Source organism: Sulfitobacter sp. THAF37 (assembly GCF_009363555.1).
In the GTDB taxonomy this organism is placed as follows: domain Bacteria; phylum Pseudomonadota; class Alphaproteobacteria; order Rhodobacterales; family Rhodobacteraceae; genus Sulfitobacter.
Genome location: NZ_CP045372.1, coordinates 642384 through 663190 on the forward strand (window position 1 = coordinate 642384; position 20807 = coordinate 663190).

Below are 20807 nucleotides of genomic sequence, written 5' to 3' on the forward strand. Positions count from 1 at the left end.
AACAAGATGGGCCTGTTGATTGACGGCGAATGGCACGACAAGGGATATGACACCAGCAAGACGGGCGGCAAATTCGAACGCTCCGCCGCACAATTCCGCAACTGGATCACCGCGGACGGCAGCCCCGGTCCCTCGGGGGAGGGCGGAGTCAAGGCAGAATCAGGTCGGTACCATCTCTATGTCAGCTTTGCCTGCCCTTGGGCACACCGCACGCTGATTTTCCGCCAGATCAAAGAGCTGACAGACCATATCGGCATCTCGGTCGTGCATCCCGACATGCTGGGCGAGGGCTGGACGTTTGACACCGATTTTCCCGGTGCGACTGGCGACAATCTGTTCGATCTGCCCTTCGCGCGGGACATTTACCTGCGGGCGGATCCCAAGTTCAGCGGCCGCGTGACCGTGCCGATCCTCTGGGACAAGTCGCAGGGCACCATCGTGTCCAACGAAAGCGCCGAGATCATCCGCATGTTCAACAGCGCCTTCAACGACCTTACAGGCAACACCGACGATTACTACCCCGAGCCCCTGCGCGACCGCATCGGGGAACTGAACGACCGCATCTACGACACCTTCAACAACGGCGTCTACAAGTCGGGCTTCGCGACCACGCAGGACGCCTACGAAGACGCGGTCTACCCCCTGTTCGATACCCTGGACTGGCTGGAAGGCATCCTGTCCGACAACCGCTACCTGACCGGCGACCGGGTGACAGAGGCGGACTGGCGGCTGCTGCCGACGTTGCTGCGCTTTGACAAGGCCTATCACACCCACTTCAAGTGCAACCGCAACCGGATCACCGACTACCCCAACCTATGGGCCTACACCCGAGAGCTATACCAATGGCCCGGCGTATCGGACACGGTGAATTTCGATCATATCGTACGTCATTATCATTACAGCCACGAATCGATAAATCCCTACCGGATCATCCCGATCAATCCGCAGCCGGACTTTGACGCGCCCCACGGTCGCGGCTGACTGCGGACATCAGGCCTGGTTGGCTTCCCCGCCGTAATATTCCACCATCGCGGCAATATCATCCGGCGGGGTGCCCACAGGCACCAGCGCGCAGGCATTCGCCACATGGGCAAAGATCGACCCGTCCGAGAAGAACGAGGTGTTGCTGACAAAGAACACCCGCGCCGCTGGCAGGCGGTAGCTGGCATAATCCGCAACAGCCAGCGCCGCCCCCTCTTCCAGCACCAGGTTGAGGATGATGACCTGCGGCGCGTGCTGCGCCAGGTAGGATATCGCATCATCCTGGCCATGCCGCAGAACGACGGACATGCCCAGCCTTTCCAGATGGCGTTTCCAGAGCTGGCCAAGTTCGGCACAGCTTTCAACGATCAACACGTTCATTTGGGTCCCTTGTCTGCAGTACCCGATCCTGCGACTTCCACTGTGGTCTGCCTCAGAGGTTAACAAATGGTTAATTACGGGGGAAATTGCTTAACGCTGAGACATATCTTGAAGCAAGTCCGTTTTTGCGCTTTGACAGCGCAGACCGGGCGCGATCGGGGACATGATGTCGATGGATAAGCAGGGGCCGGAACCGGCCAAGCGGGATCACGGCGGCGGGATCGACGCCGCCGCGCGTCGCTTTGGCGGCACGCGGCAAAGCTGGCTGGACCTGTCCACCGGAATCAACCCACTGCCCTATCCGATCAACGATCTTCCAATCGCCGACTGGACGGACCTGCCGGACGAAAACGCCCGACAGCGGCTCGAAACGGCGGCGCGCGCCTTCTGGAACGTCCCGGACGAAGCCGCCCTGCTGGCCGTGCCCGGCGCATCTGCCGCCATCGCCCGCATCCCGATGCTGGCCGCACCGGGCCACGTTCGGATCCCTAACCCCACCTACAATGAACACGCTGCCAGCTTCACCGCCGCAGGCTGGCAGGTCGGCGTGACCTCCGGACAGGCATGCGTGTTGGTCAACCCCAACAACCCTGACGGTCGACACTGGCAGGACACCGACCCCGACGGCGCGCTGCGCATCATCGACGAAAGCTTCTGCGAGGTGACGCCGGAGGCCACTCTGATCAATCTCGCCGCGCATCCCGGCACGCTGATCCTCAAGAGCTTCGGCAAGTTTTGGGGTCTCGCGGGCCTCAGGCTCGGGTTTGTCATCGGCGACCCGGCACTGGTCGACCGGCTGTCGGGCATGCTTGGGCCCTGGGCGGTTTCCGGCCCCGCCCTGCGCATCGGTGCGCGCGCGCTCGCGGACGACGCCTGGACCGACGAGACTCGCAGGCGCCTGCGGCACGACGCGACCCGCCTCGACCGGCTGATGAGCGACGCCGGCGCCGCGCCGCTGGGGGGCACCTCTCTTTTCCGGCTCTACGATGTGGGCGAAGCCGCCCGCTGGCAGGTCCGTCTCGCCCGTCATCACATCTGGAGCCGCATCTTTCCCTACAGCCAAAGCTGGCTCCGCCTTGGCCTGCCAGCCGCGGGCAACTGGGCACGCCTGGAGCAGGCGCTGACATGACGGCCCTGCTCCTCTGCCTTGCCATGCTTCTCGACGCCGCCTTGGGCGAACCCGGCTGGCTGTGGCGGCGGCTGCCTCATCCCGCCGTCCTGATGGGGCGCGCCATCGGCTGGTGCGACACCCGGTTGAACGGTGGCAACCTGCGCCGGGTCAAAGGAGTGCTGACCGTCGCGGCGCTCGTCACCGGGGCCTGGCTGCTGGGCACTGTCCTTGCCAGGCTCGGCCCCGTGATCGAGGTGCTGGTGGTTGCAATCCTGCTCGCGCAACGCTCCCTGGTGGATCACCTGCGCGCGGTCGCCGACGGGCTGCGCCTGTCATTGCCCGCGGGGCGCCGCGCCGTCGCCATGATCGTCAGCCGCGACACCGCCGATTTGCCCGCGGCCTCCGTCGCCCGCTCCGCCATCGAAAGCGCGTCCGAAAACCTCAGCGACGGGGTCATCGCACCCGCATTCTGGTTCCTGCTGGGCGGGCTGCCCGGCATCCTGATCTACAAGGTGGTGAATACGGCCGACAGCATGATCGGCTATCGCACACCGCGCCACCTGGAGTTTGGTTGGGCCGCCGCACGGCTCGACGACCTGCTCAACCTCGTTCCGGCGCGCCTGACCGCGCTGCTGATCGCCCTGACCGCCGGTGTCACCCGAGACTGGCGTGACATCGCCCGCGACGCGGGCCAGCACCGGTCCCCGAACGCCGGTTGGCCGGAAGCCGCCATGTCCCGCGCGTTGGGTGTGGCCTTGGCCGGTCCGCGCCCCTATGATGGCAGGATGCAGAACTTTGCCTGGGTCCATCCCGCCGGACGGCGCAGCCTGAACGCCGCCGACGTCGATGCCTCCATCGTCCGCCTCTGGCAGGCATGGTGCGTGATGCTGGGGGCCTGTTTCCTGCTGTTCCTGATCACGTTCTGAAGGTACTCGATGCGCCATTTGATCTACTCCCTCGCCCTGACGCTGATGCTGCCTCTGCCCGCCTTGGCAGACGCTTCCTGCGGCGGCGACATTGCGGCCTTCAAGGCCGACCTCAAAGCTGAAGCCATCGCGAATGGCATCGCCCCCGCCACCGCCAGCGCGTTTTTCGACGAGGTCCGGCAAGACCCGGCCGTGCTGGCAGCCGACCGCAAGCAGGGTGTCTTCCAGATGCCCTTTACCGACTTTGCCCGCCGCCTGATCTCGGCTGACCGGTTGAACCGCGGTCGCGCGATGGCGCAGAAATACGATGCTGTTTTCGACAGGGTCGAGGCCGAATATGGCGTCAGCCGGGGTGTGCTACTGGCCTTCTGGGCGTTCGAGACGGACTATGGCGCCTTTCAGGGCGACTTCAACACCGCCAACGCGCTGGTCACGCTGGCGCACGACTGCCGCAGACCCGAACTCTTTCGACCGCAGGTCCTGGCCGCCGTGGAACTTTTTGCCCAGGGCGGCATGGACCCGCGCCGCACCACCGGCGCCTGGGCAGGTGAGATCGGCATGGTCCAGATGCTGCCGCGCGACATCCTTGATAACGGAGTGGACGGAGACGGTGACGGTGCCGTCACGCTCAAGACTTCGGTGCCCGACGCCCTTCTGTCGGGGGCAAAGATGCTGCAACACCTTGGGTGGCGCGCGGGGGAGCCCTGGCTGGCCGAAGTCGATCTGCCTGCCGATTTCGACTGGTCGCAGACCGGCCTGGAGACCACCAAACCGGTCAGCGCATGGCAGGACATGGGCGTAACCCCCCGCAACGGCCCCTTGGCCGAGGGGCTGACAGGTGCTGTCCTGGTACCGCAGGGCAAGGGTGGCCCAGCTTTTCTCGCCTATCCGAATTTCCGGGTCTACTTTGACTGGAACCAGAGCTTTACCTACGTGCTGACCGCCGCCTATTTCGCAAACCGGCTGGAAGGCGCGCAGGTCTTTGACGCTGGCAATCCCGCGCCGGGGTTGAACGGCCCGCAAATGAAGACGCTCCAGACCAAGCTGCAGGCGCGGGGCTATGACGTCGGCGACATCGACGGCATCCTCGGCGCAGGCACCCGCGCCGCCGTGCGCGCCGAACAGGCCAGGCTCGGCCTGACCATCGATGGCTGGCCAACCGCCGACCTGTTGTCGAAACTTTGACCCAAAGGAGAAACGGAATGCCGCTCAGAAAAACATCGGCCCAAATGGTCGCCGAGGCCCGCGACAGGATCGAGGAGATCGACAGCGCAGCCGGTATCGCCATGCTGGACGATCCCGGGGTCCAGTTCGTCGATCTGCGCGACCCGCGCGAACGCGAGCGAACGGGCTTCATTCCCGGCGCGTTTCATTGCCCCCGCGGCATGCTCGAATTCTGGGTCGATCCGAACAGCCCTTATTTCAAGGACGTCTTTGCCCAGGACAAGAAGTTCGTGTTCCACTGCGCCTCTGGGTGGCGCTCGGCCATTTCGGTCGCCACGCTGCAGGATATGGGGTTCGATGCCGCGCATCTGCGTGATGGCTTTGGCGGCTGGGAAAAGGCCGGAGGCCCGGTGGAGCACAAGGGCGACAAGACCGCCAAATAACCGGGTCCGGGGCGCGTCAGGGCCGCGGAGTTTTCCCCGCAGACCCATGTTGCCCCCCGCGGGGCGAACGGCGACGGCGCGCGGTCAGGCGACCAGCGCCTCTGCCTTTTTCAGATCGACAGATACAAGCTGACTGACACCCTGTTCGGCCATGGTCACACCGAACAGCCGATCCATCCGCGACATCGTCACCGCGTGGTGCGTGATGATCAGGAACCGCGTATCGGTCTGGCGGCACATCTCGTCCAGCAGATCGCAGAACCGGGTCACGTTGGCGTCGTCGAGCGGCGCGTCCACCTCGTCGAGCACGCAGATGGGCGCGGGATTGGCCAGGAACACGGCAAAGATCAACGCCATCGCGGTCAGCGTCTGTTCGCCGCCCGACAGCAGGCTCAGCGTGCTCAGCTTCTTGCCGGGAGGCTGGCACATGATTTCCAGCCCCGCTTCCAGCGGGTCGTCGGATTCGACCATCACCAGATTTGCATCGCCCCCGCCGAACAGGTGGCTGAACAGCATGGCAAAGTTTGAATTCACCTGCTCGAACGCGGTCAGAAGGCGCTCCCGCCCCTCGCGGTTCAGACTTGCGATACCTGAGCGCAGGGTCTTGATCGCCTCTTCAAGATCGCTTTTCTCGGCGATCAGCGTGTCGTGTTCTTCCTGCACCTCCCTGGCGTCTTCTTCTGCCCGAAGGTTCACCGCACCCAGCGCGTCGCGCTGGCGTTTCAGACGGTTCACATCCGCTTCGAGCGTGTCCGCACCGGGCATCTGGTCGGGGTTCACATCCAGCCGGGTCAGCAACTGGTTCGGCGTCAGCTGGCTGTCTTCCGCGATCCGCTCGGCAGCGGTTGCGACGCTTTCCCGCGCTGCTTCGGCCCGCGCTTCGGATCGCGCCCGCGCCTCGCGCGCTTCCGAGGCGTCGCGCTCCGCCTCGCGTTCGGCCACGGCTGCGGCGCGCAGCGTGGCATCCGCCTGGGACAACGCTTCAGCGGCATCGGTCCGGCGTGCCTCTGCCCGCGCGATCTCGGCACTCAGCTTTTCGCGTTCTGCCGCCAGTTCGGCGGGCGCGGCGCTGGCCTGCTTCAGCTCAACCTCCGAGGCGCTCTTGCGCTCCACCAGTTCCGCTGTCCGTTTTTCGGCTGTCTCCAGCCGATGTTTCCACCCGCTGAGTTCCTTGACCACGTCCTGCGAACGCTTCAGCCGTGCCTCGCCCTCCCGGCGCAGCTCATCATGGGCGGACCGGCGCGACATCATGGTGATCCGCGCGGCCTCGACCGTCATGCGAATGTCCTCTACGCCAGCTCGCGCCTGGGACAGGTCGCCCAGTTCGGCCAGCGCCCGTTCCGCTTCGGTGACGCTGGCACGCGCGGCCATCGCCTCTTCCTCGTGGCGCTTTACGGCAAGGCCAAGGCTCTCCAGCCGCCCCTCCGCCAGGTTGCGGTCCGCCTCCGACCGGCTCAGCGCCCGACCCGCATCGGCAACCATACGGTCGGCCTGACGGCGCGCCTCGCGGGCCCGCTTGTCGGCTTCGGTCTGTTCGACCATCAGGCGGGTCAGCGTCTCATGCGCCGCACGCGCGCCTTCGGCCCGCTGGTTGGCCTGTTCCAGCGATTGCTTGAGCACTTCGAGCCGGTTCAGCTGCTGCAACCGCAATGCCGCGGCAGACGGCGCGTCCTCGGCCCAGGCCCTATAGCCGTCCCAGCGCCACAAATCGCCCTCTGGCGACACCAGGCGCTGGCCCGGCAACAACGCCGCCTGAAGGCGCGGGCCATCGTCCGGGTCCACCAGGCCGATCTGGCCCATGCGACGGACAAGCACATCGGGCACCGACACATGCTGCGTCAGCGGTGTCACTCCGGCAGGTAACGGTTGGTCGGAATCATATGCAGGCAGAATTGCCCAGCCCGAGGGGCCATCGCTTTCCACCTCGGGGGCGCGCAGATCATCTGCCAAGGCCGCCCCAAGCGCCTTTTCAAAACCATGCTCCACCTGCAACCGGTCGAGGATCTGCCCCCCCTCTGCCGTGTCCCGCTCTACCAGTTTCGCCAGCGCGGCGGTCTCGGCGCGCAGCGCGTTCATCTCGCCTTCGGCCTCGGAGCGTTCCGCCCGCGCATCGGCCTCGCGGCCCTGGGTCTCGGCGCGGGCCTCCTCAGCCGCATTCAGCGCCTCGTCGGCGGCGCTGGCTGCTGCGACCGCCTCGGTCTCTGCCAACTGGGCCGCTTCATGATCCGTCGCCGCCTTGGCCAATGCCGCGCGGCTCTGCTCCACCGCTTGCTGCGCCTTCAGCGCCTCGGCCTCGGACTTGGCCTGCGTCTTGCGGCTGTCTTCGAGCAACCGTTCCGCCGAACTGTGCCGCGCGGCCAGCCGCGCCACGTCCTCGGTCAGCTGGGTCAGGTCGCCCTCGCGGGCCTGCAGCACGGTCGCGGCGTCGCGCGCAGCTTCCGCGGCGGTCTCCAGCGCGGCCTCATGCCCTTCGCTTGCCTTGGCCAGCTCGCGCTGTTCCCATTCCAGCCGTTCGATGGTCTCACCCGCGTCCCGGTTCAATCCGCCCTCGCGTTCGATGTCGCGGGTCAGCTGCGTGATGCGGTTGGTCAGCGTCTCGATCGCTGTATGTGCGCGGGCCTCCTGATCTGCCAGGGTATCGCGCTGAACCACCAGACGTTGCAGCACGGCTGCGGCGATTGCTTCTTCCTCACGCAGAGGCGGCAGCGCCTCCTCGGCTGCGCTGCGCGCCTTGATCGCCTGCTGTACCAGGTTCTGCGCCTGCGCCGTGGCCGCAACCCGCGTGCGCAGATCCTCGTCCGCCTTGGCGCGGGCATCATCCGCCTCACGCCAGCGCCGGTACAGCAGCATCCCCTCGGTCCGGCGCAGATGATCCCCGATCTCGCGATAGCGCGCCGCCTGCCGGGCCTGCCGCGCGAGCTGCGCCAGCTGGCTGGCGAGCTGTTCGATCACGTCATCCACCCGCGCCAGGTTCGCTTCGGCGCTGTTCAGCTTCAGCTCCGCCTCGTGCCGCCGCTGATAGAGGCCGGAGATGCCCGCCGCCTCTTCGAGGATGCGGCGCCGGTTCTTCGGCTTGGCATTGATCAACTCGCTGATCTGGCCCTGCCGAACCAGCGCCGGACTGTGCGCCCCGGTCGAGGCATCGGCAAACAGCATCTGTACGTCCCGCGCGCGCACATCCTTGCCCCCTGCCTTGTAGGCGCTGCCCACATCACGGGTGATCCGCCGGACGATATCCAGCGCGTCATGGTCGTTGAAACCGGCGGGTGCCAGCCGTTCTGAATTGTCGATGTGCAGCGCGACTTCTGCAAAGTTGCGGGCTGGCCGGGTCGCGGCCCCGGCAAAGATCACATCCTCCATCCCGCCACCGCGCATGGCGGTGGGGCGATTTTCCCCCATGACCCAGCGCAGCGCCTCCAGCAGGTTCGACTTGCCACAGCCATTCGGACCCACAACACCGGTCAGACCATCGGCAATGATCAGATCGGTCGGATCGACAAAGCTCTTGAAGCCCGTCAGCCTGAGTTTCGAAAAGCGCACCTGCAACGGCCCCGATGATTCCGGTTTACCGAAAATGCGGTCGCGGGCAGGCCCCTGTCAACCGCTGCCTACCATACCGAGGTGACGCAGCCAATTTATCCACAAGATATTGCGACTTCAGAGGACGGCACAGTCCAACTGCACCGAAACCTCGCCGCCAGTCGCGATCTTGCTGCCGGGAATCGGGATACAGTCGATGCGCGGCGCCCTGCGCCGTTTCGGCGGCGCACCATCGCCACAGTCGAGCCTGCCAAAGGCCTGTGCCTGGTCGCCTGTGACCTCTACCACCCGACAACCGCTGACCATCGCCATCGCCGCCCCCGCCTGCGCGCGGATCGGGCCGAACCGCGGGGCGTATTGCATGTTGACGCGGATCGCCTCGGCCCGGCCATCCCGCAGCCGGACGTCGAAGGTGGAGCCCTCAACAGTAACCCGCGTGGGCGCTGCCCCGCTGAACTCCGGCGAGGGACTGTTGCAGCCCACAAGCGCGACCGCAGCGAACAGGACAAGAAAAGGCTTCATACCTGGATTGGATGCGAGAGGGGTTAAGAAATCCTTTATACCGCTTTCGCCGCCGCAAATCCCAGGTCGGGCATTGCGGGCCTGCTGGCCTGGTCATATAATCTGACCAGTTTCAGGGAATAGAAATGCCTTTCCAACCCGTCACACCCGAAAAACTGTCGCAGGCGGTGATCGGCCAGATTGAAAAGCTGATTCTGCGCGGCATCCTGCGTCCCGGCGAACGGCTCCCCCCCGAGCGGGAACTGGCAGAACGGCTGAACGTCTCCCGCCCGTCGCTGCGCGACGCCATCGGTCTTCTGCAGGAGGCAGGTCTGCTGACGGCCAAAGCCGGGGCGGGGGTCTATGTGGCCGACGTGCTTGGCAGCGCCTTTGCCCCCGCGCTGGTGGAGCTGTTCGCCCGCCACGACGAGGCGGTCTTTGACTATCTTTCGTTTCGGCGCGACATGGAAGGGCTGGCAGCGGAACGGGCTGCGACCTACGGCTCGGACACCGATCTGGCGGTGGTGCAGGCGGTCTTCGACAAGATGGAGGCCGCTCACGGTAAACGCAGCGGTGAGGAAGAGGCGCAGCTGGATGCGCAGTTTCACCTGGCGATCATCGAGGCCAGCCACAATGTGGTGATGCTGCACATGATGCGGTCGATGTACGAATTGCTGCGCGGCGGCGTGTTCTACAATCGCCAAGTTATGTTCCGGCAGCGCACGACACGGGCGGCGCTGCTGGATCAGCACCGCGCCATCAACGACGCGTTGCAGGCGCGGGACGCAGCGGCTGCACGGGGCGCAGTTCGAACGCACCTGGACTATGTCGAAGTGGCGCTGACCAACCAGAAAAAGGCGGACCGGAACGAGGAAATCGCCCGCCAACGCCTACAGCACGAAACCCAAGGTTAGCAACCGGGTTATCCGAAACGAAAAAGCCCCGGCGCTGCCGGGGCTTGAACGTGGGAACCGATCGGGATCAGTGCAGCTTGGTATCGACCTGCGAGATTGCGTCGTCGATCAGCTTGTTGCCTTCCGCGGCGGTCATCTGCTTGGCAATGACTTCCCGCGCGGCGGCAATCGCAACAGCCACGGCCTTGTCCCGGACATCCTTGATCGCGGCAGCCTCGGCAGAGGCGATCTGGTCTTCGGCCGCGGCCAGACGACGCTCGACCGACCGCGAAAGTTCCTCGCGCGCCTGTTCGGCGGACCGCTGGGCTTCTTCCTTGGCGGTGGCGACGATCCGGTCGGCCTGTTCCTGCACTTCCTTCTGCTTGCGCTCATAGCTGGCAAGCAAGGTCTGTGCCTCTTCACGCAGGGCGCGGGCCTCATCCAGTTCAGTCCGGATGTCGGAGGCGCGCTTGTCCAGCATCTTGCCCAGCATGCCGGGGACCTTGAAGTACACCAGCACGGCAAGGAACAGCAAGAACGCAAGCAGCACGACAAAGTCGGTATTCGTCAGCGAGAAGAAGACATCCCCCGCGGCGAATGCCGGTGACGCGGCCAGAGCGGTTGCGGTTGCGGTCAGGATCAAACGCATGGGTTATCCTTTCATCCGGGCTGCGACGGCGGCATCGACAGTTTTCGCGTCCGCATTGCCTCCCATGGCCGCCACGATTTCCTTCGTGGTGTCCTTGGCGACGGCTTCGACGTTCTCCATCGCGCCTGCACGGATCTCGGCAATCGCCTTTTCCGACTCGGCGGTTTTCGCGGCGATTTCCTCGTCCGCCTTGGCCATCGCGGCATTCAGGTCGGCCTGCATGTCGGCCTTGGCTTCGGCGATGATGCGCTGCGCCTCGGCGCGGGCATCCACCAGCGCCTTGTTGTAAGCCTCTTCCGCCTTGACGGCTTTGGCCTTGAGGTCTTCGGCCGCGGCGATGTCGTTGGTTATGGTGCCCTGCCGTTCGGCAAGCACGGCCCCGATGCGCGGCAACGCCACGCGGGACAGGATCAGATATGTCGCGATCAGCGCCAGGATCAGCCAGAAGATCTGGTTGCCCCACCAGTCGAAACAAAGCTGCGGCATGCCGATGGCAGAGCCGTTCGGCCCTACGCAGGTGCCGGCAAGTTCGACGTCGATTGGTTCAGTTGCCATCAGGGCCTCCTTGGAAACTTTGTCTTTACGCTTGGGCGGACGTCAGCGACATCCGCCCGGTCGTAAGGATGTCGTAACCCGGAAGTTAAACGGCGAACATCAGCAGCAGCGCGACGAGGAAGGCAAAGATGCCCAGAGCTTCCGCGAATGCGATGCCGATGAAGAGGGTCGCTGTCTGAGATGCAGCGGCGGAGGGATTGCGCAGGGCGCCTGCCAGGTAGTTGCCGGCCACGTTGCCAACCCCGATCGCGGCTGCGCCGGAACCGATTGCTGCCAGACCTGCGCCGATGTGTGCGAGTTCGCCTTCCATGTGAATTCTCCTTACGATTGGAAGTTGAGTGGTGGCGGGCAACCCCGCCGTTGTCTTGGTCCCGCGGGGTTAGTGATGCGGGTGCAGCGCGTCCTTCAGGTAGACGCACGTCAGAATGGTAAAGACATAGGCTTGGATGAAGGACACCAGGACCTCAAGACCGTACATCGCGGTGATTGCGACCACGGAGACGGGGCTGATCAGGGTAATCGCAGCAAAGCCTGCAAACACCTTGATCACCGCGTGACCCGCCATCACGTTGCCCGCCAGACGAATGGAGTGGCTGACCGGGCGCACGAAGTACGAGATCAGTTCGATGATCGCCAGGATCGGACGCAGCGCCAGCGGCGCCGAAGCGACCCAGAACAGGCTGAGGAACCCCGCGCCGTTCTTGACGAAGCCCAGGATCGTAACGGTCAGGAACACCGCCATCGCCAGCAGCACCGTGACCGCGAAATGCGAGGTGGGCGTGAAAGCCGTGGGGATCAGCCCGAGAAAGTTGGCGCAGACGATGAACATGAACAGCGTCATGATGTAGGGGAAGAACTTGACCCCTTCCTTGCCGCAGATATCCTCGACCATCTTGTACACAAACCCGTAGGCCAGTTCGGCCACCGACTGCATCCGCGAGGGCACGATGGCCCGCTTGGAGCTGCCGAGCACAAGCAGGGCGAAGGTTGCCAGAACCGCCAGGAACATCCAGAGCGTCGCATTGGTCACAGTGTACCAAGCTACCGCCCCGTCGCCAAAAAGCGGCTCGACGATGAACTGGTCCATCGGGTGAAAGACCAGGCCGCCTTCTTCTGCACCATGCGCTTCTGTCGCCATCTCAGGCTCCTTCGTTCCTGTCGTCCTTGCCGGACGCGTCCACGGTCGGTTCGACCACCTGTTTCGCCTGGAATTCCTGCGCGGAGCGGAGCATCGTCTTTACCCCGGCGGCAAGGCCCAGAAATGTAAATAGCACCATGAAGATCGGCAGCGTGCCAAACAGCACATCCAATCCGTATCCGATGCCGAAACCGATCCCGAGACCGGCCACGAGTTCGATCACCATACGCCAGGCAAGCTGCGCCTGGGTGTGGCTTTCATCCTGGATGGGCTTCGGCGCATTGCGCCCCTTGACGGCGCTGATCCGTGTTTCGAGCTGCTCTAGCCGCCTCTGCTGCTCCGGATCGCTCATGCCGCATACCCCGTAGGATGACTTGGGCTGTTAGCTACTGGGCAGGGCTGTTAGAGTCAACTGACTTCGGAGAGGAGATAAATGCATAATTTACAATGCGTTACATGATTAATGAGCGCGCCGCGCGACACCACGCCGGTACCAGCACGCGGAAACCATGGGATTTATCATATTCAACCTTTTGGTTGATCATCCTCCTCCGGTGTCCGCCAGGGGGCGGTCTGCGCAAACAGCCAGTCACGGAAAACGCGCACGGCCTTGCGGCGCAGGACCCCATGACCACGCACCAGATGATACCCCCCTTCGCGAATCCCGATGTCGGAAACCCGCACCAGCCGCCCTGCCGCCACCTCGCCCGCGACCACCTCTTCGGACACCAGCAAGACGCCCTGACCGGCAATTGCCGCCTCGACGCTCAGAACGGAACTCATGCGCCAGGTAAACGCCGGGACGTCCGCCGGGGCGACCCCGCCCGCCAATGCGAACCACGTGTCCCAGCTGCCCTCCGATCGGTCCCGAAGCAGCGGATAGCTCAGCAGGTCACGCGGAGAGGGTTTGGCAGCGCGCAGCAGCCCCGGCGTGGCAAAGGGGTGCAACATCGCATTGGTCAGCAGCTCTGAATTCGGATAGCGCGCGCCGGGCGGCACGAAACGGATGGCAAGATCAGCCTCATAGCGCGCCACATCCGCCAGGTGGCGCGACGCCTCCAGCCGCACATTCACCTCCGGGTGCCCGCCGGTGAAAGCTGCCAGATGATGTATGAGGAACTTTGTCGCGAACAGGGGTTCCGAATTGACGGTGATCGTTCCCTCCGGCGTCTCGGCCAGCCCTTCGGTGGCAATGCCGATAGCATCGAGCGCGGGCGAAACCTGCGCCAGATAGGCAGCACCGTCATCGGTCAACACAAGACCCCGCGACAGATCGCGGAACAATTGCACGCCCAGCCGGTCCTCCAGCCCCCGGACATGACGACTGATGGACGAATGGCTGACCCGCAGCTCTTCCGCCGCGCGGGTAAAGCTTTGGTGACGCCCCGCAGCCTCAAAGGCGCGCAGGGCATTCAGCGGGGGCAGTGTTCGGCTCATGCTCACTTGTGCATTTTTCGCACATCTCACGTCAAGCAATTGGTTTTGTCTTGGGCGAGCTTCACCGCCATATCAGGTTGGAACATACTACGAAAGCGACCGCCATGAGCGATATCAGCATCTCCGCCCCGACACAGGCCAAATCCATGCGTGCAGTTTTCAGAACAGTCACAGCCTGCGTGCTGTCCATCGCGGCCTTGTGGCGGCGCAGGCACCATCCACATGTGCGCGATCTGAACGCGCATCTGGCGCGGGACGCAGGGGTAGAACCCCCGCACCCGGAACGACCGGACGGCCCAGGACAGGCCAGCCGCCCGCGCCACCCCATGCTCTGAACCGCTTCCCCTGCGCATTACGCTCAGCTATCTAGACGTGATGACACCCACACTCGATCAGGTTTTTGCTGCCCTTGCCGATCCGACCCGCCGGGCCATTCTGGCCATGCTGCTTGAGGACGACATGGCCGTGACCGACGTTGCGGACCCGTTCGAGATGTCGCTGGCCGCGATCTCCAAGCACCTGAACGTGCTGACCGCAGCGGGGCTGATCTCTCAGGAAAAGAGGGGAAGGGTCAAATGGTGCAAGCTGGAACCGGAAGCGATGAAGGCGGCGTCCATCTGGATGCAGGGGTTCGGGCAGTTCGAACCGGTGCATCTGGACGCGTTTGAACGGTTTCTTGCGCTGGAGCTGCCGGACCGGGACGAAAAAGGCGGGTGACTGCTCACCCGCCTGTTTCAGCGAAATTCAGAAGGCCAACTGGATGACGACAAGTACGACAACAACAAGGCCGATGATGTAGATGATGTTACGCATCCCGTACTCCTCAGACCAGGCCCAGCAGACTCAGGATGGCAAGTACGACGACCACGAGGCCGATGAGATAGATAATGCTGCGCACTTTGACGCTCCTTCTTATTCAGATTGAATGACAAACTCGTGATCGTGCGGGTTGGTTCCGTGCAACTCACATATTCTGTGCGTTGTCGTCCCGCAGCAGAAGCAGCAACGCAAGGATTGTCAGCCCGACACCCACCAAGACCAGCAGCGGCGGAACGCCGTTGCCTAGGATAATCTCCCACGCGATCACCCATGTCGGCGTCAGATAGGTGTAGGCCATGACCTTGGCGGACGGCAGCCGAAGGGTGGCGAACGACAGCAGAACCACCGTGATCGCCGTGGCGCATAAGGTGACATAGGCCAGCGTCACCCACACCAACAGCGGCAGCCCGGCCCAGTCGGTCGCCGTGAGCGCGGGCCACGCGTAGACCACCAGCAACACCGCACCTGCCAGCAGCGTGCCGAAGGTGAATGTGACCGGCCCCTCGCCCCGGTTCAGGCGGCGCACTAGAGGCGTGTAGATCGCGTGACTGACACAGCCGACGAAATAGATCGCTTCGCCCCGGCCCACGTCGAATGCCATCAGCGCCCCCAGATCGGCGCGGAAGATCACCCAAAGCGCCCCGATGCCCCCGATGACCAACGCCAGCGCCATGCGCGGCGTCAGAACCTGACGCAGCATGAACCAGGCGATGACGGCGGCCATAACGGGGACCAACGTGAATACCGCCGCGGCGCTGACCGGCGGCGCGGTTTTCAATCCCTCGAACATCAGGACAAAGTAGATGGCAAAGAACCCGCCCAGCAGGCCGTAACGCCAGGGCGCGGCAAAACTGGCACGCGATAGCGACCCGCGTTGCCATGCCAGCGCCCCGACCACCACGGCCGCGAGGCAGAAGCGCACCGCGTTGAAGGCCGAGGGCGCAATGTCGTTTGCCACCAGCGCACCCAGCGAAAATGACCCGGCGACCAGGGCAGAGAAAGCCAGCATCGCAAGGTGCCCCTGAGCGCCGGGGCTCAACACCACTCCTCACTCACATGCTTCTTGATGAAAGCCACCAGCGCCTGAACTTTCGAGGTACGGTGCAGGTCCACGTGCGTGACGAGCCAGAGCGGCCCCGCCCATTCGTCGCGCGGGGGGTGGACTTCGACCAGACCGGGGTGGCGGGCGGCCTCTACCGCGTCCATGAATCCGATCCCGGCGCCAGACAACAGGGCGGCATCCGCCGCATGCGAGTCGGTGCAGCGAAAGGTGATCGCCTCTTCCGGGACGTTTTCGCGCAGCCAGACGTAGAAAGGCGCGCGGCTGTTCTGATTGTCCGGCCCGATAAAGCGGTGATCGGCGTAGTCCTGCGGCCCCTCGGGCAGGCCGTATTCATCGACATAGGCGCGGCTGGCGTAGGCTCCGATGCGGCTGGAGGCGAGCGACTGCACCACGTTGTCGGGTTGGTCCGGCACCGTCCCCGCGCGGATGGCGACATGCGCCTCACCGTATTCCAGGCGGAACAGGCGGTCGCCGGTCAGGTAACGCACCTTGACCCCTGGATACAGCCGTTGGAACGCGACCAGCATCGGCGCAATGCTATGGGACAGACTGGCCAACGAGGTGACGACAAGATCCCCGGACACATCCGCACCCTGCCCCTTGATCCGTCCGACAAGCTGGTTGAACTGATCCTCGGTGGCCTGCGCCACGCGCAACAGGTCCGTCCCCGCCTCGGTCGCCGTATAACCGCGTGCGTGACGCTGGAACAGCTTGACCCCAAGCCGCCCCTCAAGCGCGTCGATATGCCGGATCACCGTGGCATGATGCACGCCCAGGACTTCTGCCGCGCCACTGACCGTCCCCAGCCGCGCCACATGATAGGCCGTTCTGATTTCGTCCCAGTTGTCCATCCGTCCCCCACATACGCCTGTGCAAATTTGAACAACGTCGGTGCAATTTCTGCCAGTTGTGTTTGTAAATGCAAGTGCTGATTTTGGCTGCAAGAACACCCAACACAGGAAAACAAACCATGTCCATACTCCGCATCGACTCTTCCGCGAATACGACAGACTCGATCACCCGCACCTTGACGGATCGCATCGTTGCCCAGCTGGGCGATACCGATATCGTCACGCGCGACCTTGCCCTGGAACCGCTGCCGCAGATCACGCACACCTGGGCCGTTGCCCGCACGACCCCCGAAGCCGATCGCGCGCCCGAGCAGGTCGAAGCACTGAAGGAATCCGACAAGCTGGTGGCCGAGCTGCTGGCCGCCGACACCATCGTGATCGGCGCACCGGTCTACAACTTCGGCGTGCCCGCATCGCTCAAGGCATGGATCGACCTGGTGGCCCGCGTCGGCGTCACCTTCCGCTACACCGAGACTGGCCCCGAAGGCCTGGTCAAAGGCAAACGCGTCATCATCGCCATGGCGTCCGGCGGGACACCGGCCGGGTCCTCCGCAGATTTCGTCAGCGGCTATCTGAAGTTCGTGCTGGGCTTCATGGGCATGGACGATGTCACCGTCATTGCCGCCGATGCGCTGGCAAAGGACGCCGAGGGAACCGTGGCCCGCGCAAACGATCAGATCGAAAAGATCGCGGCCTGATACCACGCTGCCCCAAGAGGGCATTCAACAGATCGCGCCGGGCCCACGTCTCTTTCGCGGGCCCGGCGCCGGCACTGTTCATATCTCCCCGCCCCTGCGGAACTTCACGGCGACAAGTGGCGTTTTGCGAATGGTCCCGCCAGCTGGCGCAAAGGGGTTTTTCATGGGTGAATGGTTCGCGGGGTCCGAGGATCTCATCGCGCTCGGCCTGCTGGCCTGCGTCTTTGTCGCATTTGTCCTGGAACGCTATCCCCCCGACACAATCGCCGTTGTAGGCGCGGCGGCGTTTATCGTTCTGGGTCTTGTCAGCCCGGATGATGTGCTGGCCGTCTTCTCCAACCCTGCCCCGATCACCATTGCCGCGATGTTCGTCGTCTCGGGCGCGCTGGTCCGGACCGGCGTGCTGGATGCCATTGCGGGCTTTATCGTTGAACGTGCGAAAACCCGGCCAGTGCTGGCTCTGACGGCCTTCTTCTTTGCCGCGCTGACGGCTTCCGCCTTTGTCAACAACACCCCCATCGTGCTGATCCTGATCCCGCTGGTGCTGCGGCTCAGTCATGCGGTCGGGATCGTATCCACGCGGCTGCTGATCCCGCTGTCCTACGTTTCCATCCTCGGCGGCACGTGCACCATGATCGGCACCTCCACCAACCTGCTGGTCGATGGCGTGGCGCGACAGAACGGGGTCGAGGCCTTTGGTATCTTCGAGATCGCCCCCGTCGGGATCGTGGCCGCGCTGACCGGCCTGGCCTTCATGCTGATCGCCGGACGGTTCCTGCTGCCCAACCGTCCGGACCGGGGTGCAACTTCGATGCTGACCGAAACCACGTTCCTGACCGAGGTTGCAATCCTGCCCGACTCACCCCTGATCGGCCAGAAACTGGACGACACGCCCGAGTTCAATCGCGCCGCGATACGGATCACCGGTTTGCGCCGGGGTGGCAACATCCAGCGCAACAAACTGCCCGACGCGGTGCTGGCCAAGGGCGATACGCTGATCCTGTCGCTCCCCACGTCGGAGCTGCTGACCCTGCACGACATGCCGGGTCTGCGGGTGGGGCTGCGCCGCCCGGGCCGCCCGCGCGAGGACGAGAACCACCTGGTTGCCGAAGCCATCGTGCCGCCGGGGCTTGCCGAAGGCCGGGCGATGCTGGGCGAGACCGGCCTGGGCGCGGATTACGGCGTGCGTATCCTGGGGGCGAACCGCCACCGCCACATTCCCGGCCCCGACCTGTGGTCGGTCAAGCTGCGCCCGGCCGACCGGCTGCTGCTGCAGGGTACCGCCGAGGGGCTGGATGCGCTGGCGCGCGGCGGCACCATCGTTTCCGTATCGCGGCCATCGGGCCGCGCCTACCGCCGCCGACAGGCGCCCGTCGCCATCGCGGCACTGCTGGGTGTCGTGGCCCTTGCCGCCGTCGGTCTCGCCAGCATCACCCTGCTGTCGATCCTCGCAGTGGCGCTGATCCTGCTGCTGCGGTGCATTGACAACGACGAGGCATGGGGCTCGATCGACGCGAGCATCCTGATCCTGATCTTCGCCATGCTGGTCATCGGAACCGGGCTGGAAAACAGCGGCGCGGTCGAAACCATCGTGAACGCCCTGACCCCCCTGCTGGAACGCCTGCCCCCGGCGCTTCTGCTTGCGGCAATCTACCTGACCGCTTCGGTCCTGACGGAGCTTGTCACCAACAACGCTGTCGCCGTGATCCTGACCCCCATCGCGATCAGCATCGCGGGGCAACTGGGCGTCGATCCGCGCGCGCTTGTGGTGGCGGTGATGTTCGGCGCCTCGGCCAGTTTCGCCACGCCCATCGGATACCAGACCAACACGCTGGTCTACGGGGCGGGCAATTACCAATTCCGCGACTTCCTGTTGATCGGTGTGCCGATGAACCTGGTCGTCGGCGCGGCAGCGGTATTGGCTATCGCCGTGTTCTTCCCGCTGGGCTGAGCCTGCGCTTGACACCGCCCGGCCCGGCAGCTAAATCCCGCGAAGTTCCCGGAAGCCCAGCCTTCCGGTCCCTGCGGCGTGCAGGGATCGCCCCCCACCAGCGTGTTACGCCCGTGGGGGCATTTGTGTATTCAGCGCCGGCTCCCTACATCTGGGGTGTCCGCAACCGACGATAGGGGGCTCTGCCCATGTTCGAAAACCTCAGCGAACGCCTTTCCGGCGTCTTTGACCGACTGACGAAACAGGGCGCCCTGTCCGACGAAGATGTGAAGACGGCCCTGCGCGAGGTCCGCGTTGCCCTGCTGGAGGCCGACGTGTCGCTGCCGGTGGCCCGCGACTTCGTGAAGGCGGTTCAGGATCAGGCCACCGGACAGGCCGTGACCAGATCCGTCACCCCCGGTCAACAAGTCGTCAAGATCGTGCATGACGCGCTGATCGACACCCTCAGGGGTGAAGGCGAGCCCGGCGCGCTGAAGGTCGACAACCCGCCCGCGCCGATCCTGATGGTCGGCCTGCAGGGCGGCGGCAAGACCACGACCACCGCGAAGCTGGCGAAACGGCTCAAGGATCGCGACGGCAAGAAGGTGCTGATGGCCTCGCTTGACGTGAACCGCCCTGCGGCTATGGAACAGCTGGCGATCCTCGGCACCCAGATCGGGGTAGACACACTGCCGATCGTCAAGGGCGAAGACCCGGTTGCCATCGCCAAACGCGCCAGGACGCAGGCGGGTCTGGGCGGCTACGACGTCTACATGCTCGACACCGCCGGACGCCTGTCCATCGACGAAGAGCTGATGCAACAGGTCGAAGCGGTGCGCGATGTCGCCAACCCACGCGAGACGCTGCTGGTGGTCGATGGCCTGACCGGTCAGGACGCGGTGCACACCGCCCAGAACTTCGACGATCGCATCGGCATCACCGGCGTGGTGCTGACCCGGATGGACGGCGACGGCCGCGGCGGCGCCGCGCTGTCGATGCGTGCCGTCACCGGCAAACCGATCAAGTTCGTCGGCCTGGGCGAAAAGATGGACGCGCTCGAAACCTTCGAACCGGAGCGTATCGCGGGCCGTATCCTCGGCATGGGCGACATCGTCGCGCTGGTGGAAAAGGCGCAGGAAACGATCGAGGCCGAACAGGCCGAGAAAATGATGAAGCGCATGGCCAAGGGTCAGTTCAACATGAACGACCTCAGGATGCAGCTGGAACAGATGATCAAGATGGGCGGCATGCAGGGCATGATGGGCATGATGCCCGGCATGGGCAAGATGGCCAAACAGGCCGAGAGCGCGGGCCTGGACGACAGCATTCTCAAGCAGCAGATCGCCCTCATCCAGTCCATGACCAAGAAGGAACGCGCCAACCCGGCCCTGCTGCAGGCCAGCCGCAAGAAACGCATCGCCAGGGGCGCCGGCCTTGAGGTCAGCGACCTCAACAAGCTGATGAAGATGCACCGCCAGATGTCCGACATGATGAAGAAGATGGGCAAGATGGGTAAAGGCGGCATGCTGAAACAGGCCATGAAGGGCATGATGGGCAAGGGCGGCGCCGGCATGGACCCCAGCCAGATGGACCCCAAGCAACTGGAAGCCGCTGCGAAAGCGATGGGCGGCAAACTGCCCGGCGGTATGGGTGGCCAGAATCCCTTTGGCGGCGGCGGCATGGGCCTGCCGTCGGGCCTGTCCGGTTTCGGTAAGAAGAAGTGAGCG

22 protein-coding genes are annotated in these 20807 nt (G+C 64.4%); 11 read left to right on the forward strand and 11 right to left on the reverse strand.

Annotated features, from left to right (window positions below; all coding sequences use genetic code 11):
* Positions 1 to 6: 6 nt before the first annotated feature.
* On the forward strand, positions 7 to 981 hold the full coding sequence (locus tag FIU94_RS03275) for a glutathione S-transferase family protein (RefSeq protein WP_152464415.1): 975 nt from the start codon (positions 7 to 9) through the stop codon (positions 979 to 981).
* Between the two features lie 9 nt (positions 982 to 990).
* Here the strand turns inward: FIU94_RS03275 and FIU94_RS03280 are convergent, their stop codons facing one another.
* Positions 991 to 1362 (reverse strand): hypothetical protein, encoded by a 372-nt coding sequence (locus FIU94_RS03280; protein ID WP_152464416.1) that lies wholly within the window; start codon positions 1360 to 1362, stop codon positions 991 to 993.
* A 172-nt stretch (positions 1363 to 1534) separates the two neighbouring features.
* Here FIU94_RS03280 and FIU94_RS03285 point away from each other — a divergent pair, with 172 nt between their 5' ends.
* From FIU94_RS03285 to FIU94_RS03300, 4 genes are read left to right on the forward strand one after another with little or no spacing between them, the layout of a single operon-like run.
* Positions 1535 to 2491: a threonine-phosphate decarboxylase gene (locus tag FIU94_RS03285; protein ID WP_152464417.1), complete on the forward strand. Its 957-nt coding sequence runs from the start codon at positions 1535 to 1537 to the stop codon at positions 2489 to 2491.
* Complete coding sequence (gene cbiB / locus FIU94_RS03290) at positions 2488 to 3399, forward strand: adenosylcobinamide-phosphate synthase CbiB (protein ID WP_152464418.1); 912 nt, start codon at positions 2488 to 2490, stop codon at positions 3397 to 3399. The genes FIU94_RS03285 and cbiB overlap by 4 nt, the downstream gene beginning before the upstream one ends.
* A 9-nt stretch (positions 3400 to 3408) precedes the next feature.
* Positions 3409 to 4584, forward strand: a complete 1176-nt coding sequence (locus FIU94_RS03295; RefSeq protein WP_152464419.1) for a lytic murein transglycosylase — start codon at positions 3409 to 3411, stop codon at positions 4582 to 4584.
* A gap of 17 nt (positions 4585 to 4601) precedes the next feature.
* The gene (locus FIU94_RS03300; protein ID WP_152464420.1) at positions 4602 to 5006 is read left to right on the forward strand and encodes a rhodanese-like domain-containing protein; all 405 of its coding nucleotides are present in this window, start codon (positions 4602 to 4604) and stop codon (positions 5004 to 5006) included.
* Positions 5007 to 5090: 84 nt separating this feature from the next.
* Here FIU94_RS03300 and smc read toward each other — a convergent pair whose 3' ends face one another.
* A complete protein-coding gene (gene smc / locus FIU94_RS03305) occupies positions 5091 to 8546 on the reverse strand; it encodes a chromosome segregation protein SMC (protein ID WP_152464421.1) in 3456 nt (1151 codons plus the stop codon).
* 117 nt (positions 8547 to 8663) lie between these two features.
* Positions 8664 to 9068, reverse strand: a complete 405-nt coding sequence (locus FIU94_RS03310; protein ID WP_254702604.1) for a hypothetical protein — start codon at positions 9066 to 9068, stop codon at positions 8664 to 8666.
* 125 nt (positions 9069 to 9193) lie between these two features.
* Here FIU94_RS03310 and FIU94_RS03315 point away from each other — a divergent pair, with 125 nt between their 5' ends.
* Positions 9194 to 9961 carry an FCD domain-containing protein gene (locus FIU94_RS03315; protein ID WP_152464422.1) on the forward strand — a complete coding sequence of 256 codons (768 nt, stop codon included), beginning with the start codon at positions 9194 to 9196 and terminating at the stop codon, positions 9959 to 9961.
* Positions 9962 to 10028: 67 nt separating this feature from the next.
* Here FIU94_RS03315 and FIU94_RS03320 read toward each other — a convergent pair whose 3' ends face one another.
* The 6 genes from FIU94_RS03320 to FIU94_RS03345 form a co-directional block, all read right to left on the reverse strand.
* Positions 10029 to 10589 (reverse strand): F0F1 ATP synthase subunit B, encoded by a 561-nt coding sequence (locus tag FIU94_RS03320; RefSeq protein WP_152464423.1) that lies wholly within the window; start codon positions 10587 to 10589, stop codon positions 10029 to 10031.
* Between the two features lie 3 nt (positions 10590 to 10592).
* Entirely contained in the window at positions 10593 to 11144 is a 552-nt protein-coding gene (locus tag FIU94_RS03325) for a F0F1 ATP synthase subunit B' (protein WP_152464424.1), read from the reverse strand.
* A gap of 85 nt (positions 11145 to 11229) precedes the next feature.
* Positions 11230 to 11454, reverse strand: a complete 225-nt coding sequence (locus tag FIU94_RS03330; RefSeq protein WP_011567586.1) for a F0F1 ATP synthase subunit C — start codon at positions 11452 to 11454, stop codon at positions 11230 to 11232.
* Between the two features lie 69 nt (positions 11455 to 11523).
* Positions 11524 to 12282 carry a F0F1 ATP synthase subunit A gene (locus tag FIU94_RS03335; protein WP_152464425.1) on the reverse strand — a complete coding sequence of 253 codons (759 nt, stop codon included), beginning with the start codon at positions 12280 to 12282 and terminating at the stop codon, positions 11524 to 11526.
* A 1-nt stretch (position 12283) separates the two neighbouring features.
* Positions 12284 to 12634: an AtpZ/AtpI family protein gene (locus tag FIU94_RS03340; RefSeq protein WP_152464426.1), complete on the reverse strand. Its 351-nt coding sequence runs from the start codon at positions 12632 to 12634 to the stop codon at positions 12284 to 12286.
* A 173-nt stretch (positions 12635 to 12807) separates the two neighbouring features.
* Positions 12808 to 13719, reverse strand: coding sequence for a LysR substrate-binding domain-containing protein (locus FIU94_RS03345; protein WP_152464427.1), 912 nt, complete (start codon positions 13717 to 13719; stop codon positions 12808 to 12810).
* A gap of 104 nt (positions 13720 to 13823) precedes the next feature.
* Here FIU94_RS03345 and FIU94_RS03350 point away from each other — a divergent pair, with 104 nt between their 5' ends.
* Together FIU94_RS03350 and FIU94_RS03355 are read left to right on the forward strand one after the other, a co-directional pair.
* Entirely contained in the window at positions 13824 to 14054 is a 231-nt protein-coding gene (locus tag FIU94_RS03350) for a hypothetical protein (protein ID WP_152464428.1), read from the forward strand.
* Positions 14055 to 14094: 40 nt separating this feature from the next.
* Positions 14095 to 14436, forward strand: coding sequence for a metalloregulator ArsR/SmtB family transcription factor (locus FIU94_RS03355; protein WP_152464429.1), 342 nt, complete (start codon positions 14095 to 14097; stop codon positions 14434 to 14436).
* 247 nt (positions 14437 to 14683) lie between these two features.
* Here the strand turns inward: FIU94_RS03355 and FIU94_RS03360 are convergent, their stop codons facing one another.
* Both FIU94_RS03360 and FIU94_RS03365 read right to left on the reverse strand, forming a co-directional pair.
* The gene (locus FIU94_RS03360; protein WP_254702605.1) at positions 14684 to 15577 is read right to left on the reverse strand and encodes a DMT family transporter; all 894 of its coding nucleotides are present in this window, start codon (positions 15575 to 15577) and stop codon (positions 14684 to 14686) included.
* Positions 15574 to 16452 carry a LysR family transcriptional regulator gene (locus FIU94_RS03365; RefSeq protein WP_152464430.1) on the reverse strand — a complete coding sequence of 293 codons (879 nt, stop codon included), beginning with the start codon at positions 16450 to 16452 and terminating at the stop codon, positions 15574 to 15576. The genes FIU94_RS03360 and FIU94_RS03365 overlap by 4 nt, the downstream gene beginning before the upstream one ends.
* 119 nt (positions 16453 to 16571) lie before the next feature.
* Between FIU94_RS03365 and FIU94_RS03370 the strand changes: the two genes are divergently transcribed.
* The 3 genes from FIU94_RS03370 to ffh all read left to right on the forward strand — a co-directional run bounded on the left by FIU94_RS03370 (position 16572) and on the right by ffh (position 20804).
* A complete protein-coding gene (locus FIU94_RS03370) occupies positions 16572 to 17150 on the forward strand; it encodes an FMN-dependent NADH-azoreductase (protein ID WP_152464431.1) in 579 nt (192 codons plus the stop codon).
* Positions 17151 to 17313: 163 nt separating this feature from the next.
* Entirely contained in the window at positions 17314 to 19101 is a 1788-nt protein-coding gene (locus FIU94_RS03375; RefSeq protein ID WP_152464432.1) for an SLC13 family permease, read from the forward strand.
* Between the two features lie 188 nt (positions 19102 to 19289).
* A complete protein-coding gene (gene ffh, locus FIU94_RS03380; protein ID WP_152464433.1) occupies positions 19290 to 20804 on the forward strand; it encodes a signal recognition particle protein in 1515 nt (504 codons plus the stop codon).
* Positions 20805 to 20807 lie beyond the last annotated feature (3 nt).